This is a genomic window from Limnohabitans curvus (assembly GCF_003063475.1).
Lineage (GTDB): Bacteria > Pseudomonadota > Gammaproteobacteria > Burkholderiales > Burkholderiaceae_C > Limnohabitans > Limnohabitans curvus.
Map to the genome: position 1 here is coordinate 1,463,259 of NZ_NESP01000001.1, position 17,599 is coordinate 1,480,857.

At 53.7% G+C, this 17,599-nt stretch carries 17 protein-coding genes and 1 pseudogene; 7 read left to right on the forward strand and 11 right to left on the reverse strand.

What is annotated here, in order from left to right:
• Position 1: 1 nt before the first annotated feature.
• Positions 2-1,009 carry a type I glyceraldehyde-3-phosphate dehydrogenase gene (gap, locus tag B9Z44_RS07310; protein WP_108359466.1) on the forward strand — a complete coding sequence of 336 codons (1,008 nt, stop codon included), beginning with the start codon at positions 2-4 and terminating at the stop codon, positions 1,007-1,009.
• Positions 1,010-1,150: 141 nt separating this feature from the next.
• The gene (gene gap, locus B9Z44_RS07315; RefSeq protein ID WP_108402063.1) at positions 1,151-2,149 is read left to right on the forward strand and encodes a type I glyceraldehyde-3-phosphate dehydrogenase; all 999 of its coding nucleotides are present in this window, start codon (positions 1,151-1,153) and stop codon (positions 2,147-2,149) included.
• 171 nt (positions 2,150-2,320) lie between these two features.
• Here gap (B9Z44_RS07315) and B9Z44_RS07320 read toward each other — a convergent pair.
• A pseudogene (locus tag B9Z44_RS07320) lies at positions 2,321-2,875 on the reverse strand (TMEM165/GDT1 family protein); the annotation flags it as partial.
• 132 nt (positions 2,876-3,007) lie between these two features.
• Here B9Z44_RS07320 and B9Z44_RS07325 point away from each other — a divergent pair.
• Complete coding sequence (locus B9Z44_RS07325; protein ID WP_108359469.1) at positions 3,008-4,210, forward strand: ammonium transporter; 1,203 nt, start codon at positions 3,008-3,010, stop codon at positions 4,208-4,210.
• 194 nt (positions 4,211-4,404) lie between these two features.
• A complete protein-coding gene (locus tag B9Z44_RS07330; RefSeq protein ID WP_108359470.1) occupies positions 4,405-4,845 on the forward strand; it encodes an RNA recognition motif domain-containing protein in 441 nt (146 codons plus the stop codon).
• Between the two features lie 67 nt (positions 4,846-4,912).
• On the opposite strand, the gene lptC is transcribed toward B9Z44_RS07330, so the two are convergent.
• From lptC to rpmH, 8 genes are all read right to left on the reverse strand, one after another.
• Positions 4,913-5,560, reverse strand: coding sequence for an LPS export ABC transporter periplasmic protein LptC (gene lptC / locus B9Z44_RS07335; RefSeq protein ID WP_233246906.1), 648 nt, complete (start codon positions 5,558-5,560; stop codon positions 4,913-4,915).
• Complete coding sequence (locus B9Z44_RS07340; protein ID WP_108402065.1) at positions 5,557-6,111, reverse strand: KdsC family phosphatase; 555 nt, start codon at positions 6,109-6,111, stop codon at positions 5,557-5,559. Before B9Z44_RS07340 ends, lptC begins: the two co-directional genes overlap by 4 nt.
• A complete protein-coding gene (locus B9Z44_RS07345) occupies positions 6,111-7,124 on the reverse strand; it encodes a KpsF/GutQ family sugar-phosphate isomerase (protein ID WP_108402847.1) in 1,014 nt (337 codons plus the stop codon). Before B9Z44_RS07345 ends, B9Z44_RS07340 begins: the two co-directional genes overlap by 1 nt.
• Positions 7,125-7,150: 26 nt before the next feature.
• Positions 7,151-8,575, reverse strand: a complete 1,425-nt coding sequence (gene mnmE / locus B9Z44_RS07350; protein WP_108402848.1) for a tRNA uridine-5-carboxymethylaminomethyl(34) synthesis GTPase MnmE — start codon at positions 8,573-8,575, stop codon at positions 7,151-7,153.
• Positions 8,576-8,646: 71 nt separating this feature from the next.
• Positions 8,647-10,350, reverse strand: coding sequence for a membrane protein insertase YidC (gene yidC, locus B9Z44_RS07355; RefSeq protein ID WP_108359473.1), 1,704 nt, complete (start codon positions 10,348-10,350; stop codon positions 8,647-8,649).
• Positions 10,347-10,610, reverse strand: a complete 264-nt coding sequence (gene yidD, locus B9Z44_RS07360) for a membrane protein insertion efficiency factor YidD (protein WP_108359474.1) — start codon at positions 10,608-10,610, stop codon at positions 10,347-10,349. The genes yidC and yidD overlap by 4 nt, the downstream gene beginning before the upstream one ends.
• A complete protein-coding gene (locus B9Z44_RS07365; protein ID WP_233246907.1) occupies positions 10,607-11,041 on the reverse strand; it encodes a ribonuclease P protein component in 435 nt (144 codons plus the stop codon). The genes yidD and B9Z44_RS07365 overlap by 4 nt, the downstream gene beginning before the upstream one ends.
• Positions 11,042-11,044: 3 nt before the next feature.
• Entirely contained in the window at positions 11,045-11,179 is a 135-nt protein-coding gene (gene rpmH, locus B9Z44_RS07370) for a 50S ribosomal protein L34 (protein ID WP_005798102.1), read from the reverse strand.
• 206 nt (positions 11,180-11,385) lie between these two features.
• On the opposite strand from rpmH, the gene dnaA reads away from it, so the two are divergent.
• The 3 genes from dnaA (at position 11,386) to gyrB (ending at position 16,770) form a co-directional block, all read left to right on the forward strand.
• Complete coding sequence (dnaA, locus tag B9Z44_RS07375; RefSeq protein WP_108402066.1) at positions 11,386-12,798, forward strand: chromosomal replication initiator protein DnaA; 1,413 nt, start codon at positions 11,386-11,388, stop codon at positions 12,796-12,798.
• A gap of 231 nt (positions 12,799-13,029) precedes the next feature.
• The gene (gene dnaN / locus B9Z44_RS07380) at positions 13,030-14,136 is read left to right on the forward strand and encodes a DNA polymerase III subunit beta (RefSeq protein WP_108359476.1); all 1,107 of its coding nucleotides are present in this window, start codon (positions 13,030-13,032) and stop codon (positions 14,134-14,136) included.
• A gap of 69 nt (positions 14,137-14,205) precedes the next feature.
• Positions 14,206-16,770: a DNA topoisomerase (ATP-hydrolyzing) subunit B gene (gene gyrB / locus B9Z44_RS07385; RefSeq protein ID WP_108402067.1), complete on the forward strand. Its 2,565-nt coding sequence runs from the start codon at positions 14,206-14,208 to the stop codon at positions 16,768-16,770.
• Here gyrB and B9Z44_RS07390 read toward each other — a convergent pair.
• Together B9Z44_RS07390 and B9Z44_RS07395 are read right to left on the reverse strand one after the other, a co-directional pair.
• Positions 16,767-17,252 carry a Spy/CpxP family protein refolding chaperone gene (locus tag B9Z44_RS07390; protein WP_108402068.1) on the reverse strand — a complete coding sequence of 162 codons (486 nt, stop codon included), beginning with the start codon at positions 17,250-17,252 and terminating at the stop codon, positions 16,767-16,769. The genes gyrB and B9Z44_RS07390 overlap by 4 nt on opposite strands.
• 121 nt (positions 17,253-17,373) lie before the next feature.
• Positions 17,374-17,568, reverse strand: coding sequence for a heavy-metal-associated domain-containing protein (locus B9Z44_RS07395; protein WP_108402849.1), 195 nt, complete (start codon positions 17,566-17,568; stop codon positions 17,374-17,376).
• Positions 17,569-17,599 lie beyond the last annotated feature (31 nt).

Here is a 17,599-nt window from a genome sequence, read left to right on the forward strand (position 1 = left end):
CATGACCATCAAATTAGGTATCAACGGTTTCGGCCGTATCGGTCGCTTGGCTTTGCGCGCTGCGCTCAAGCACGGCTACACCGACATCCAAATCGTCGGCATCAACGACCCCAAGCCCGCAGACTACTTGGCTTACATGCTCAAGTACGACAGCGTGCACGGCCGCTTTGATGGCACGGTGGAGCACACCGAAGACGCGCTCATCGTCAACGGTAAAAAAATCAAACTCTCTCACGAGCGCGACGCACACAACCTCAAGTGGGGTGAGATGGGCGTTCACACCGTGCTGGAGTGCACGGGCCACTACTTGACCGAACCCACCAGCCAAATGCACATCGCTGCAGGCGCGAAGAAAGTGGTCATTTCGGCACCGTCTAAAGACAGCATCCCCATGTTCGTGTACGGCGTGAACCACAAGAAATACGCGGGCGAAGCCATCGTATCTAACGCGTCTTGCACCACCAACTGTTTGGCCCCTGTGGTCAAAGTGTTGAACGACAAATGGGGCATCAAGCGCGGTTTGATGACCACGGTGCACGCAGCCACTGCCAGCCAAATGACGGTAGACGGCTCCTCGCGCAAAGACTGGCGCGGCGGTCGCGGCATTTTGGAAAACATCATTCCATCGAGCACCGGCGCTGCCAAAGCCGTGGGCGTGGTGATTCCAGAAATCAAAGGCAAGATCACCGGCATGGCCTTCCGCGTGCCCACCTCTGATGTGTCGGTCATTGACCTGACCGTGGAGCTCAACAGCGATGCCAGCTACGCCGAAATTTGCGCTGAAATGAAAGCACAAAGCGAAGGCGCATTACAAGGCGTGCTGGGTTACACCGACGAAAAAGTGGTGTCCACCGACTTCCGTGGTGAGCCATGCGCCAGCGTGTTTGATGCCACCGCAGGCATCGCACTGGACAAGAGCTTCGTCAAGATCGTCGCTTGGTACGACAACGAATGGGGCTATGCCAAGCAGTGCTTGGAAATGGTTCGCGTGGTGGCGAAGAAGAAGTAATTCTTTAAAACCTTGCTACACATAAGCGCCTTCGGGCGCTTTTTCTTTGCCTGCTTTTTTCATTAGGTAAAAAAAATACATGAATTCCGGTGGAATCATGTAACAAAGTTTCATAGAATTGAGCCATCTAAGGAGACTGACATGACCATCAAAATCGGCATCAACGGCTTTGGCCGCATCGGACGCATGGTGTTCCGCGCCGCCATTCAAAACTTCCACGACATCGAAGTCGTCGGCATCAACGACCTGTTAGAGCCTGACTACTTGGCTTACATGCTTAAGTTCGACAGCGTGCATGGCCGCTTCCAGGGCGAGGTGTCTGTCGACAACGGCCACTTGGTCGTCAACGGCAAAAAGATTCGCCTCACCCAAGAGCGCGACCCAGCGTCATTGAAGTGGAACGACATCGGCGCAGACGTGGTGGTCGAAGCCACAGGTCTATTTCTCGACCAAGCCACGGCTGAAAAGCATTTGACCGCAGGCGCCAAGAAGGTGTTGCTGTCTGCCCCATCCAAAGACGACACGCCCATGTTTGTGTATGGCGTGAACCACACGACTTACGCAGGCCAACCCATCATCTCCAACGCGTCCTGCACCACCAACTGCTTGGCCCCTGTGGCCAAAGTGTTGAACGACAAATGGGGCATCAAGCGCGGCCTGATGACCACCGTGCATGCCACCACTGCCACCCAAAAAACAGTGGATGGCCCGAGCAACAAAGACTGGCGCGGTGGCCGCGGCATTTTGGAAAACATCATTCCCTCCAGCACCGGCGCGGCCAAGGCCGTGGGCGTTGTGATTCCTGAAATCAAAGGCAAGCTCACAGGCATGGCATTTCGCGTGCCCACGTCTGACGTATCAGTGGTCGACCTGACCGTAGAGTTGAACAGCGAAGCTACATACAAAGAAATTTGTGCCGAGATGAAAGCGCAAAGTTTGGGCGCATTGAAAGGCGTGTTGGGCTACACCGACGAGAAAGTGGTGTCCACCGACTTCCGTGGCGAGCCTTGCACCTCGGTGTTTGATGCCGACGCAGGCTTGGCCTTGGACGGCACTTTCATCAAAATCGTGAGCTGGTACGACAACGAATGGGGCTACTCCAACAAGTGTTTGGAGATGGTGCGCGTGATCGCCAAATAAAACAAATAGGCACTTTGCGTGCCTTGTGGCTCCAACAGCGCCAGTGCTTCAAACGCACTGGCTTTTTTATGGCGCGCTTGATGCGGCTAAAGCCGCCGATGCAGGCTCGCTAGGAGCAACAGCTTGTGCGGCCACATCATGTGGTTTGCCATGCGTCTCAGGCGCTTCGCCGCCAAACAACACCAGCAGTCCCAGCACCACAAACACCGCCGCGCTGATGCGATGCACCCAAGTAAGCGGCACCAAACGCGTGATGCGCTCGCCAAACCACACCACCGGCGCGTTGGCCAACATCATGCCCAGCGTCGTGCCCGCCACCACCCACAACCACGACTGATATTCCGCTGCCAGCATCACGGTAGCAATTTGTGTTTTGTCGCCCATCTCGGCCAAGAAGAAAGCAATGACCGTGGTACCAAACACACCAAACTTTGGCTGCACATCTGCGTCATCGTCGTCCAATTTGTCAGGCACCAACATCCACGCAGCCATGGCCAAGAACGACACGCCCAAGACCCAGCGCAACACCGTCGGGCCCATCAGGCTGGTGACCCACGCCCCCAAACCGCCAGCCAAGGCGTGATTGGCCAGTGTGGCCACAAAAATACCCCACACGATGGGCCAGGGCTTGCGAAAACGTGCGGCCAGCACGAGTGATAAAAGTTGCGTCTTGTCGCCCATTTCGGCGAGGGCGACGATGCCCGTTGAGATCAAAAAAGCTTCCATGAAGCGATCCTACCGCGCGTCGCTTTTCAAATCTCCGCACCATTTGGTGCATTTTTTGCTTACATCAGGTGCAAACGAAAAAATAGGTGCAAAAACGCACCAAAACAAAACAAACCTTCCAAGGATAAATTTATGGACGCACACAAACAGGGCGCAGATGCTTTGTTCATTCTGCTCGGAGCCATCATGGTGCTTGCCATGCATGCAGGTTTCGCATTTTTAGAACTGGGCACCGTTCGCCGCAAAAACCAAGTCAATGCACTGGTAAAGATTTTGGTGGACTTCTGCGTATCCACCCTTGCCTACTTTGTGGTGGGTTACGGCGTGGCTTATGGCGCAAGCTTCATGATCGGCGCCGAATCGCTGGCCGACAAAAATGGCTACGAGCTGGTGAAGTTCTTTTTCTTGTTGACATTTGCGGCGGCAATTCCCGCCATCATCTCAGGCGGTATTGCGGAACGCGCCAAGTTTTGGCCACAACTGATTGCCACCGCCGTCATCGTCGGCTTCGTGTACCCCTTCTTTGAAGGCATTGCTTGGAACCAGCATTTCGGTTTTCAGGCGTGGCTCAAAGAATTGACCGGTGATGAGTTCCACGACTTTGCGGGCTCTGTGGTGGTTCATGCCGTGGGCGGCTGGATTGCTTTGCCTGCGGTGTTGTTGCTCGGCGCACGCAGCAACCGCTACCGCAAAGACGGTGCGATTTCTGCACATCCACCATCGAGCATTCCGTTCCTCGCCTTGGGCGCATGGATTTTGATCGTGGGCTGGTTTGGCTTCAACGTGATGAGCGCACAAACCCTAGACAAAATTTCTGGCCTCGTGGCGGTCAACTCGTTGATGGCCATGGTGGGCGGCACCTTGGTAGCGCTGATTGCGGGCAAGAACGACCCAGGCTTTGTACACAACGGCCCCTTGGCGGGGTTGGTCGCGGTGTGCGCGGGCTCTGATTTGATGCACCCCATGGGCGCCTTGGTGGTGGGCGCTGTAGCAGGTGGCATTTTTGTGGTGATGTTCACGCTCACCCAAAACAAGTGGCGCATTGACGATGTGTTGGGTGTGTGGCCTTTGCACGGCTTGTGCGGCACATGGGGCGGCATTGCCGCAGGCGTTTTTGGCTCGCAAGCGCTCGGTGGTTTGGGCGGCGTCAATCTCACGGCGCAGTTGGCGGGCACAGCGCTCGGTGTGGTGTGGGCATTGATGGGTGGTTTTGTGGTGTACGGCGTACTGAAGATGACGCTCGGTTTGCGCTTGAGCCAAGAGGAAGAATTCGAAGGCGCCGACTTGACGATTCACAAGATCACAGCGTCTCCAGACAGAGAAGCCAGCTGGTAAGTCGGCACGATTTGTCGTTTTTCGGGTATGAATCCAGTTAAATACAGGTAAACGCTTGGTTATTTAGGTAACTTGTGCTCCATAATGGTCGCAACCTTGTGAATGCTCGTCATTGGCAAGGTTGTATTTGGTGATCGGTCAGTTTCGGTTCGGGACTCCATCGCTTTGTTTTTGTGTTTTAAGGAGTCCCTTTCATGGGCAATAAACTGTACGTCGGCAATTTGCCGTATTCGGTACGCGACAGCGATCTTGAGCAGTCTTTCGGACAGTTCGGTTCTGTGACTAGCGCCAAGGTCATGATGGAGCGCGACACTGGCCGCTCTAAAGGTTTTGGTTTCGTCGAAATGGGCAGCGATGCCGAAGCTTTGGCAGCCGTCGAAGGCATGAACGGCGCCCCTTTGGGTGGTCGTAGCCTCGTGGTGAACGAAGCTCGCCCAATGGAGCCACGTCCTCCCCGCACCGGCGGTTTCGGTGGTGGTGGTGGCGGCTACGGTGGTGGCGGTCGTGAAGGCGGCGGCGGTGGTGGTGGCGGCGGTTTCCGTAGCCCCTACGGCGGCGGCGGTGCTGGCGGCGGTCGTCGTGAAGGCGGCGGCGGCGGTGGTCGTGGCGGTTTCGGTGGTGGCAGCAGCTACTAATCGATCTGCTTCACTGCAAATCAAAAGGCTCCCTTGGGAGCCTTTTTTTATGGGCATTTGAATGCGCTTATTTTTTGTCTTTGGGTGGTTGCAATGTACCGCGCACACGTCCAGTGAGCTGCATCAAACGATCTAAATTGTCGTAGTCCATGCCGTCTGCAGTAAATCGATCACCGGCACCACGGACCAAAACAACGGGCAAGTGCGAACGAACTTGTTCGGTATTGGCAAACAAGTGCAAGAAATCACTTTGCAATTCGCTTCGTGGCGTCACCACCCCTTGGGCGCTGGTGCTGGCTTCACGGATGACAACCGCTTTATCAAACAACTGTGCCTCTGAGCCATCTGCATTGATAAGACCACGCGCAGCCACGGCGGTAGTGATGCGACCCTCTGCGCCCAAGATCCGGATGCGGGGTTGGTCGATTTCTAAGGTGTCGGTATCGGGGTAATGGCGTCCTTCGATGCCCACCATTTCGCTTTTGAGTTTGCCATCTTCGCCAAACACCTTCACTGAAAAATCTCGCATGAAATAGTCAGGGACATGGCGCGGTGCGGCTTCAAGCTCTGGCTCACTCATGGTGGGCGTGTTGCGCACGAGCCAGTAGGTGGTCATGGCCATCACGCCCATGAGTAACAGCGGCAGGTAGACAGCGAGGCGATCCCACACACGGCGGACGCGCAGCACCAACGACACAGGGGCGGCCGTGCTCATGCGAGATAACCTCTTAGCAACTCAGCGTAACAGCCACTGGCCACCAGCAACAAGTCGCAAAACTCGCGCGCAGCGCCGTGCCCGCCTTCGCGTTGCGTCACATAGTGCGCAACTGCTTTCGCTTCGATGTGTGCGTTGCTGGGTGCGCAAGCAAAAGCCGCGCGTGTCATAACAGCCAAGTCTGGCCAGTCATCGCCCATGTGTGCGGCTTGTGACCAATCCAGGCCAAGCTCATTCAAAATTTCTTGCGCAGCGGGCGCTTTATCTTCAGTGCCATAACGCACGTGCGTGATGCCCAAGGCCTTGAGGCGCGCACGCAAAGGCGCACTGTCGCGACCTGTGATGACTGCGGCTGTGATGCCCACTTTTTGCAGCATCTTCAAACCATGGCCATCCAGGGTAGAAAACCGCTTGATCGTTTCACCGCTCTCGGTAAACAGCAAACCGCCGTCGGTGAGCACGCCATCCACGTCAAAAAATGCAATGCGTATGCCTTGTGCGCGCAACAGCAGCGCGGGTTCAAAATTCAGTGCAGGGGTAAAGGTATTCATCAAATGACTTTCGCGCGCATCAGATCGTTGGTGTTGATCGCGCCGCACAGGGTGCCTTGCTCGTCCACCACCAAAACGCTGGTGATGCGGTGCAGCTCCATCAACTCAGCGGCTTCAGCAGCCAATGCCCCTGAACGCACCGTACGTGGGTTGGCGTGCATGACTTGCTGCGCGGTGAGTTGACGCATGTCGGTGCCTGTTTCAATCAAGCGACGCAAGTCCCCATCGGTGAAGATACCCAACACTTTTTTGTTCGCGTCCACGATGGCCGATGCGCCCAAACCTTTGACACTCATTTCGCGCATCAAGTCACTGAAAGTCGCTGTGGGCAACACGCCTGGCACGGCGTCACCGCTGCGCATCACATCGCTCACGTGCGTGAGCAAACGGCGGCCCAAGGCGCCGCCGGGGTGTGAACGGGCAAAGTCTTCGGCCTTGAAACCACGCGCATCCAGCAGCGCAACGGCCAAGGCGTCGCCCATCGCCATTTGTGCAGTGGTGCTGGCGGTGGGCGCCAAGTTGAGTGGACAGGCTTCTTTGAGCACGCCTGTGTTGAGCACGATGTCCGCATGGCTGGCAAGCGTGGACTGCGCGCCACCGGTGAGCGCCACCAGAGGAACGCCTTGACGTTTGAGCACGGGCAGGATGGCAGCGAGTTCATCGCTTTCACCGCTGTTGGAAATGGCAATCACCAAATCCGAATCTTTGACCATGCCGAGATCGCCATGGCTAGCCTCGGCAGGATGCACAAACATTGCGGCAGTGCCCGTGGACGCCAAGGTCGCAGTGATCTTGCGACCCACATGGCCGCTTTTGCCCATGCCCATCACGACCACGCGGCCTGTGACTTTGAGGATTGCACGCACGGCTTGCACGAATGAGGGCGACAAGCCTTCGCGCAAGTGCCGCACTGCGTCTGCCTCGATGGTGAGGGTGTCATGGGCCAGCTGCAAAATGCGCTGGTCGTCCACCTGCGCAGCAGTGCTGGCGACGTGAGCATGGGTTTGGGTCATGCGCACATTTTATCGGTGGGGTGGGCTTATTTGCCGATGCAAAAACTGGAGAAGATCACGCCCAATAAGTCATCCGAGGTGAACTCACCCGTAATGGCGTTGAGTGCGTTTTGGCTCAAGCGCAGTTCTTCGGCCAACAAGTCCAGTGCGGGCACTTGGGCCTGGAGACTGGCATTGGCCAACATGAGGTGTTCATCCACCTCGTGCAGGGCTTGTACGTGGCGCCCACGGGCCATGAACATGCCTTCGGCACCGCCCCCTTGCCAACCCACCAGATGCAGCAGTTGTTGGCGCAGCGCGGGCAGGCCGTCGCCTGTCTTGGCCGACAGGGTGAGGTGCGTGGCTTGGGTTGGCAGCGCTGCCGCCGTGCTTTGGGCATCGGCCTTGTTCCAGAGGTGCAAAACAGGCACATGGGCGTCTAATTTGCCTTGCAATGTTTGTTCGATTTGTAGATCGGCGGCGGCGTAAGCCGCATCGTCTTTGCGCGTCAGATCATGCAAAAAGAGCACCGCATCGGCCTGACCAATTTGTTCCCATGCGCGGGCAATGCCAATGCGCTCGACCTCGTCCACATCGGGATGCTCACGCAACCCGGCGGTGTCCACCACATGCAAAGGTACGCCATCAATTTGAATGGTTTGCTGCACCACGTCGCGCGTGGTGCCCGCAATCGGCGTGACGATGGCGAGCTCTGCGCCTGCCAAGGCATTGAGCAACGAGCTTTTGCCAGCATTGGGCTGACCGGCAATCACCACGCGGATGCCTTCGCGCAACAGCGCGCCTTGTTTGGTTTGCGCCATCACACGCGCAAGGTTGTGTTGCAAGCGGTTGAGCTGCCCTTGTGCGTCGGCCTGCTTCAAAAAGTCGATATCTTCTTCTGGAAAATCCAACGTGGCTTCAACCAACATGCGCAAGTGGATGAGCGCATCACGCAACTGATGAATTTCGTTGGAGAACGCCCCCGCTAACGAACGGCTGGCACCGCGGGCTGCCGCTTCGGTACTGGCATCAATCAAATCGGCCACCGCTTCGGCTTGGGCTAAATCAAGCTTGTGGTTCAAAAACGCACGCTGGGTAAATTCACCGGGCTGCGCCAAACGTAAGCCGCCAAGTAAAGGCACGCCCTGTTGGTTCAACGAAGCCGCGACGCGCAGGCAACGCGCCAAGATGAGTTGCAGCACCACGGGACCACCATGTGCTTGCAGCTCCAACACGTCTTCGCCGGTGTAACTGTTCGGGCCTGGAAAATGCAAGGCCAGCACATGGTCTATGGGCGCGCCGGTTTCATCTGGCAACGGCATGTAGGTGGCCTCACGCGGTTTGAGTCCGCGACCACACAAAGCCTGAATCAAAGCGCCGAGGTTTTTGCCGCTCACGCGCACAATGCCCACGGCGCCTCGACCGGGTGCGGTGGCAATGGCAATGATGGGGGCGTCGTGTTGAGCAAGCATGGCTAGATTGTCCAGAAAAAAACCCGCCAACCGATGAAGGAGGCGGGGTTTTGATAGACCAAGTTTCTACGTTAGAACTTAGGCAGGTTGAATTGCGGTGGCACGCCCATACGAACGTTGATGAGCCATTGCTGTGCAATCGACAACACGTTGTTGGTGATCCAATACAAGACCAAGCCTGCAGGGAAGAAGAAGAACATCACGCTGAAAGCCAGCGGCATGATCCACATCATCTTGGCTTGCATGGGGTCCGGTGGTGCGGGGTTCAATGCAGTTTGCAGCAACGTTGTCAATGTCATGAACAGCGGCAAGATGAAGTAAGGGTCTGGTGCCGACAAGTCGTGAATCCAACCCACCCAAGGTGCGTTGCGAATTTCAACGGTGGACAACAACACCCAGTACAAAGCAATGAACACGGGGATTTGCAACGCAATAGGAACGCAACCGCCCATGGGGTTGACCTTCTCTTCGCGGTAAATCTTCATCATCTCCACTTGCATTTGTTGTGGGTTGTCTTTGAGACGCTCGCGCATTTCCATGATTTTTGGATTGATGGCTTTCATCTTGGCCATGCTTTGGTACGCATGAGCGTTCAACCAGTAGAAGGCCGCTTTGAGCAAAACCACCAAGCTGACAATCGACCAGCCCCAGTTACCCAAGATGTTGTTGAGCTGATGCAGCAACCAGAACAAGGGCTTGGCCAAAATGGTCAACCAACCGTAGTCCTTGACCAACTCCAAGCCTGGGTAGAGCGCTTCAAGTTTTTTCTCTTCTTGTGGGCCTGCATAGAACGTGGCGGCCACGCTCTTGGTTTGACCTGGTTTGATGGCGTCCAAAGGCGCAATCAACGTCACGCGGTAGCAGCAATCGGCCATGGTTGAACCAATGTCGACCGCGTCGATGGAGATGTCACGGTTCATGCCATCAGGCAAGATCCATGCGCTCGCGAAGTAGTGCTGCACCATGGCGATATAGCCGGTGCTGGCTTGTTTTTCAACATCTACTTTTTTCTTTTTGATGTCGGCAAACTCCACCTTTTGGTACTTCTTAGCTTCTGTGTAAATCGCAGGGCCCGTGAAGGTGGAATAAAACGAGGACTCGCCTGCAGGCTTGTTGCCATCGCGGACCAATTGGAAATACAACTGCGGTGCCACGTCTTGAGTGCCCGTGTTCACGATGTCGTGTTTCACAGCCATGTCGTACGCGCCACGCTTGACGGTGTAGGTCTTGACCAACTTCACGCCGCCTTGTGCAGTCGACTCAAACGTGATGGACAACTCGTTCTCACCGTCTTTGAGTTGGCGAGCGCCTGGGCGAACGGTCATCAAGGTCTTGTGTGTGGGCAATGCAACGCCTGGGGTGCTGGCTATCAGACCCGTTTGTGCGGTATAGATGCGGTCTTTGCTGTCGTCCAACAACACAATTTTGTGACCCGGCTTTTGCTCGTCTTCATGCTTGAGCAACTCGGCACGGACCAACGTGCCGCCTTCGGTGTCGAAGCTGAGTTTGAACAAATCGGTTTCAACTTGAACCAACTCTTTGCTGGCAGCGCGTGTTTCAACCACTGGCACAGCCACCGTACCTTGCGGCACAACAGCCGCTGGTACGCCCGCCGCTTGCGGTGCGGCAGCTGAAGCTGCTGCCACTTGCGCTTGTTGCGCAGGTGTTGGGAAAAATGTGGCTTTGTGACCGTTGTGAACTTGCCATTGGTCCCACAGGAGGACCATGGAGAAGCCAAAGATCACCCACAAAATGGTGCGGCGAATGTCATTCATGAAGTTTTCTTTCCGGAGTTGGAAGAGGTCAAAGAGGTAAACAAAGCGGGAGGTACGGGGTCATGTCCACCCACACACCAAGGATGGCAACGCGCTAAGCGACGCAATGTCAGATAGCTGCCACGCGCAGCACCATGAACTTCTAAAGCTTGCAACGAATACACAGAGCATGTCGGTTCAAATCGGCACGATGACCCCAGCCATGGACTGAGGAACAAGCGGTACCCACGCACCAACGCCATTAAAAATGACTGCATCATGGTGTACTCACTCTGCCAAACAATTGTTTGAGCTCTTCACGCACCGTTTGCTTGAGTACATCCGAAGACGCGCTGACAAACTTCTGTGCGTTAAATGTTGCGCGTAACCGAACCACATAGGCGGTGGGCATCAAGCCTTTTTCAAAGTCACGCGAAACAGCATGGATTTGACGTCGAATTAAATTGCGCGTGACAGCGCGCTTGGCCCAACGCTTGGGCGTCAGCGCACCCATCATCAAGACGCCATCGACAAACAGGGTCGGGGCTTCTTCAAACCCAGACCCTGTAGAGGCTTTGGCAGACGGTTGCCACTGGTGCAGCACAAAGTGCGGCGTGCGTGCAACAGAACCTGCCGACATGACGGCCTGAAATTCTGACCACTGTTTCAGACGTACCACGGCGCTTGGGTCGCGGGCCTGTTCAGCAGTCAAAAATTAGACAGCCAGACGCTTGCGACCTTTGGCGCGACGTGCGTTGATCACAGCGCGGCCACCGCGTGTTTTCATGCGGACCAAGAAGCCATGGGTACGGGCGCGACGGGTTTTAGAAGGCTGGTAAGTGCGTTTCATGATTTTTCCAAAAAGCTAAGCCCTGAGAGATCAGGGAAACCAATGATTATCTCAAACTTTTCGCCCCCTTGCAGACTTTTATCCACACTCTTTTTAGCTTTGCTTTTTTAAAAGTCTCGCAGTTTTAGATGACCTGTGGATAATTTTTTGATAAAGTGTCCAGTTGCCTGTCTTTTTAAGGCAGCTATCCACAGAAAAAATATTGCATGAACCAGGGTCTTCCATCTTCTGCCGCCGACGGCCTACCACCAGGTTCTGGTGAGGGTTTGTGGCAGGCCTGCGTCGATCAATTGGCGCAAGAATTGCCCGAACAGCAGTTCAATACTTGGATCAAACCGTTGGTCGCCAACGTCGCTGAAGACTTCAGCAAAGTGGTTATTTTGGTTGGCAACCGCTTCAAATTAGACTGGATTCGCGCCCAATACGCCAATCGAATTGCAGGCTTGTTACAACAAATGCACGGGCAATCTATTCAAGTGGAGTTAGCGATTACTCCCAAAGAAACGCCCGTCAGAATTAAGCCTGTCTCATTTTCCCAAGAGCTTGAGTCTTTACCGGAAAGTTTTGTAGGCCTTGAGGAAGGTATTCCCAGCGGCCCTCGTACACGCCTCAACACAGCCCTAACCTTTGACACCTTGGTTGAAGGTACAGCTAACCGGATGGCACGTGCTGCTGCGATGCATGTAGCCACCATGCCAGGGCAGCTGTACAACCCTTTGTTCATCTATGGTGGTGTGGGTTTGGGCAAGACCCATTTGATGCATGCGGTTGGCAACAAGCTGTTGTCCGAACGTCCCGAAGCCAAAGTTCTCTACATCCATGCGGAACAGTTTGTTTCCGATGTGGTTAAAGCCTATCAACGTAAAACTTTTGACGAATTCAAAGAGCGTTATCACTCGCTAGATCTACTTTTGATCGACGATGTTCAGTTTTTTGCCAACAAAGAACGCACCCAAGAAGAGTTTTTCAACGCGTTTGAAGCTTTGTTGGCTAAAAAATCGCACATCATCATGACGAGTGATACCTATCCAAAAGGGTTGACTGACATTCATGAACGTTTGGTGTCGCGTTTTGATGCGGGTTTGACAGTGGCGATTGAGCCTCCTGAACTCGAAATGCGTGTGGCCATCTTGATCAGTAAATCACGCGCTGAAGGCTCTGAAATGCCTGAAGAAGTGGCCTTCTTTGTTGCAAAGAACGTGCGTTCTAACGTACGTGAACTCGAAGGCGCCTTGCGTAAAATTTTGGCTTATTCGCGTTTCAATCAAAAAGAAATATCAATTCAACTGGCACGCGATGCATTGCGTGATTTGCTTTCTATTCAGAACCGCCAAATTTCCGTAGAGAACATCCAAAAAACGGTTGCCGACTATTACAAGATCAAAGTGGCGGACATGTACTCTAAGAAGCGCCCTGCCTCGATTGCACGTCCACGTCAGATTGCCATGTATTTGGCCAAAGAACTCACGCAAAAGAGCCTTCCTGAAATTGGTGAGCTGTTTGGCGGACGAGACCACACCACCGTGCTACATGCAGTTCGCAAAATCACGGCAGAGCGTCAACAAATGGCTGACCTGAACCAACAACTGCACGTTTTAGAACAAACACTCAAGGGCTAAACAGCAAAAGAACAACCTTGTGGATGGTTTCTGGATAACACCAGAGTTATCCACAGAAAAGTAGGAAAAATAAAGTTATCCAGTTTTGAACGACAGCAGAAAAGCAAGCTTGCCAACACCTTATGGGTCAACCCAAGTGCTTGAAAAAAAAGAGGAAAATGCTGTTGTCCACAGAAAGATGCTTTGCTTATCTACTACTACTAATTTAAATAAAGAAAACAAGAGGAAGAGATGATCGTACTGAAAGCAACACAAGACAAGGTTTTGTCAGTTCTGCAATCTGTTGCAGGCATCGTTGAACGTCGCCACACATTGCCAATCTTGGCCAATGTGTTGATTCGCAAAACAGGCAGTGCATTGCAACTCACCACCAGCGATTTAGAAATTCAAATTCGCACCACAGCTGAGCTGGATGGTGATGCAGGTAACTTCACCACGACAGTGGGCGCTCGCAAGTTGATCGACATCTTGCGCACCATGCCTTCAGATCAAACCGTGAGTTTGGAATCCAATCAAAACAAATTGATTTTGAAAGGTGGCAAGAGTCGTTTTACTTTACAAAGCTTGCCTGCTGAAGATTTCCCATTGGTACAAGAAGCTGCCAACTTTGGCCCTTCGTTCAGCGTGCCACAAAAGACACTCAAAGAGTTGTTGCACCAAGTGTCATTCGCCATGGCCGTGCATGACATCCGTTACTACCTCAACGGTATTTTGTTTGTGGCAGAAGGCAAGCAGTTGAGCTTGGTGGCCACGGATGGTCACCGTTTGGCTTTTTCTTCGGCCACGTTGGATGTAGAAGTGCCACGCCAAGAAGTCATCTTGCCGCGCAAAACAGTGCTGGAAATGCAGCGTTTGTTGAGTGACAAAGAAGGCGCGATTGAAATGCAATTTGCAGGCAACCAAGCCAAGTTCACTTTTGAGGGCATGGAGTTTGTGACCAAGTTGGTCGAAGGCAAGTTCCCTGACTACAACCGCGTGATTCCAAAGAACCACAAGAACACCATCACCATGGGTCGTACGGCTTTGTTGGCCACCTTACAACGTACCGCGATTTTGACCAGCGAGAAGTTCAAAGGTGTTCGTCTGAACCTCGAGCCAGGTGTGTTGCGCGTGGCGTCAAGCAACGCTGAGCAAGAAGAAGCTGTAGATGAACTTGAAATTGATTACAGCGGCGATGCCATTGAAATTGGTTTCAACGTGACCTACTTGATCGACGCTTTGACCAATATGGATCAAGATATGGTTCAGGTTGATTTGGCAGATTCCAACAGTTCTGCACTGATCACTATTCCAGATAACGCCACCTTCAAATACGTGGTGATGCCAATGCGTATCTAACGCGCTGTTGTTTCCCTTTTTACTGATTGAAATCGTGAGGCGCTTGTGCCTCACGCACGAAGACTTGCTATGACCGAATCCACTCAAACCCCTGAAAATCCAGTAACACCCCCAGCCGGTGAAGGCTATGGTGAAGGCTCTATCCAAATTTTGGAAGGCCTTGAGGCGGTTCGTAAGCGTCCCGGCATGTATATCGGAGATACATCCGACGGTTCAGGTTTGCACCACTTGGTGTTTGAGGTGGTCGACAACTCGATTGACGAAGCTTTAGCGGGTCATTGCGATGACATCGTGGTCACCATCCACAGTGACAATTCCATCAGCGTGACTGACAACGGCCGTGGTATTCCTACAGGCGTGAAGATGGATGACAAGCACGAGCCCAAGCGCAGTGCGGCTGAAATTGCTTTGACTGAATTGCACGCAGGCGGCAAATTTAACCAGAACAGTTACAAAGTGTCTGGCGGTTTGCACGGTGTGGGTGTGTCTTGTGTGAACGCGCTGTCCAAGTCATTGCGCTTGGTGGTCCGCCGTGATGGCAAGGTACATACCTTGGAGTTCTCTAAAGGTTTTGTGCAAAACCGTTTGATTGAAGTTGTGAACGGTGTGGAAGTGTCTCCCATGCGGATCACGGGTGATACTGAGAAGCGCGGCACAGAAGTTCACTTCTTGCCCGACACAGAAATCTTCACTCAAAACACAGATTTTCATTACGAAATTTTGAGCAAGCGTTTGCGCGAACTCAGCTTTTTGAACAACGGTGTTCGCATCCGCTTGTTGGACGAACGCACAGGCAAAGAAGACGACTTTTCTGGTGCAGGTGGTGTGAAGGGCTTTGTAGACTTCATTAACTCAGGCAAAAAGGTATTGCATCCCAATGCGTTTTACGCTGAAGGCGACCGTCCTGCTGAGACTTATGGTGGTATTCCGGGCACCAACATTGGTGTGGAAGTGTCCATGCAGTGGAACGATGGTTACAACGAGAACGTCTTGTGCTTTACCAACAACATTCCACAGCGTGACGGTGGCACCCACCTGACTGGTTTGCGTGCGGCAATGACCCGTGTCATCAACAAGTACATCGAAGAAAACGAATTTGCCAAGAAGGCCAAAGTCGAAGTGACAGGCGACGACATGCGCGAAGGCTTGTGCTGCGTGCTGTCGGTTAAAGTGCCTGAGCCCAAGTTCAGCAGCCAGACCAAAGACAAGCTTGTCTCCAGCGAGGTGCGTGCACCCGTGGAAGACATCGTCGCTAAAACACTGACTGACTATCTGCAAGAGCGTCCCAACGACGCCAAGATCATTTGCGGCAAGATTGTGGAAGCTGCGCGTGCTCGCGAAGCTGCCCGTAAAGCCCGTGAGATGACACGCCGCAAAGGTGTGTTGGACGGCATGGGTCTGCCAGGCAAACTGGCAGATTGCCAAGAAAAAGACCCATCGCTGTGCGAAATCTACATCGTGGAGGGTGACTCTGCGGGTGGTTCAGCCAAGCAAGGTCGTGACCGTAAATTCCAAGCCATCTTGCCCCTGCGTGGCAAGATTTTGAACGTGGAAAAAGCACGTTACGAGAAGCTGCTGACCAGCAACGAAATCTTGACGCTCATCACGGCGTTGGGTACTGGTATTGGCAAAGCCAGTGCTGAGTCTGGCAAGTCGGCCACCGATGACTTCAACGTCGACAAGCTGCGTTACCACCGCATCATCATCATGACTGACGCGGACGTGGACGGTGCGCACATTCGTACGCTGTTGCTCACGTTCTTCTATCGCCAAATGCCTGAGTTGGTGGAGCGTGGCCATATCTACATTGCGCAACCCCCTTTGTACAAAGTTAAGGCGGGTAAAGAAGAGCTGTACCTCAAAGACGCATCCGCATTGGATGGCTTCTTGTTGCGCATTGCGTTGAAAGACGCCAGCATCACCACCGGCGGTGCAAATGCGCAAACCTTGAGTGGTGACACCTTGGCCGAATTGGCGCGTAAGCACCAAGTGGCTGAGTCTGTCATTGCGCGTTTGAGTGGCTTCATGGATGCCGAAGCCTTGCGTGCCATTGCAGATGGTGTGTCTATCAACCTCGACACCGTGGCTGATGCTGAAAAATCTGCTCTGGCCATGCAAGAAAAATTGCGTGAACTTGGCAGCGGCTCAGAAGCTTCCGGCGAGTTTGATGTGCGTACCGACAAGCCTATTCTGCGCATCAGCCGTCGCCACCATGGCAACGTCAAGAGCAGTGTGATCACACAAGACTTTGTGCACGGTGCCGATTACGGCGCCTTGGCCGAAGCAGCACAAACCTTCCGTGACTTGGTGGGTGAGGGCTCTAAAGTGCACCGTGGCGAAGGCGAAAAGGCGAAAGAAGAAAAAGTCTCTGACTTCCGCCAAGCGATGAAGTGGCTGATTGGCCAAGCCGAAAACGCCACAGCACGTCAGCGCTACAAGGGTTTGGGTGAGATGAACCCAGCTCAGCTGTGGGAAACCACGATGGACCCGACAGTTCGCCGTTTGTTGCGTGTGCAAATTGACGATGCCATCGAAGCCGATCGCGTGTTTACCATGTTGATGGGCGACGAGGTCGAGCCTCGCCGCAACTTCATCGAAAACAACGCTTTGCGCGCTGCCAACATCGATATTTAATCGCGCTTGCCCTTCCAGCGTGAATGCTCTGGAAGGGTCTCGGCATCAAACACCTTTTGCTGTTCAGCCGTCAGTTGGTTGTAGAACGTACGCGTTGCTTCTGAGCGTTGTTTGACGTGCGATTGCATGGCGGCCAAATTGGCCTCATGCACCGAATTCATTTTTTCCATGCGCTCTGGCGTGCTCAGCTTGGCCATGGCTTCTCGATCAAGCGGTTGCATGAGGGGCTTTGCGGGCATTTTCATGCTTTGTACAAAGGCATTCCATGCGGGCTCTTGTGCGGTTGTTAAATGCAGCTTGGCTTTCAGTTCTGTCTGACGCTTCTCCCAATGCTTGGTCATGCGTTCATGCATGCGGCCCTCATCGTGGTGGACGCCCATTTCGCCCATCATGGGTTGAGCTTGTGCAGGCACGACAGCGGCCAAGGCAGTTCCAGCTAACAAAACAGACAGTGCAAAACGGGTGGTGTTCAAACGGGTCATAGAAGCTTCCTTGAAGTGAGAGGCGAAATGCCTCGGTCAAGTTCGTACTGTGAACCGTTCGTGTAACGCGTCTGTGCGTCGCCGCACAAGTTTCGTAAAGTTTTGTAGCGTGGCTTTGCCTTTACGCGACTTGGTAGCCTTCGTCGGCAATGGCATGTGCAATGTCTTCGCGTGGTTTGGTGCTGTGCACATCGACCTTGCCTGTGCTGCGGTCAATCTCCACTTTAGCTTCCGGATCCAAGCGCGCAATGGCCTTTTTGACGGCCATTTCGCAATGGCCGCATGTCATGCCCTGAACTTGAAACGTGTTGTCCATCATTTGCTCCTTATAAAAGATGTAACCTTAA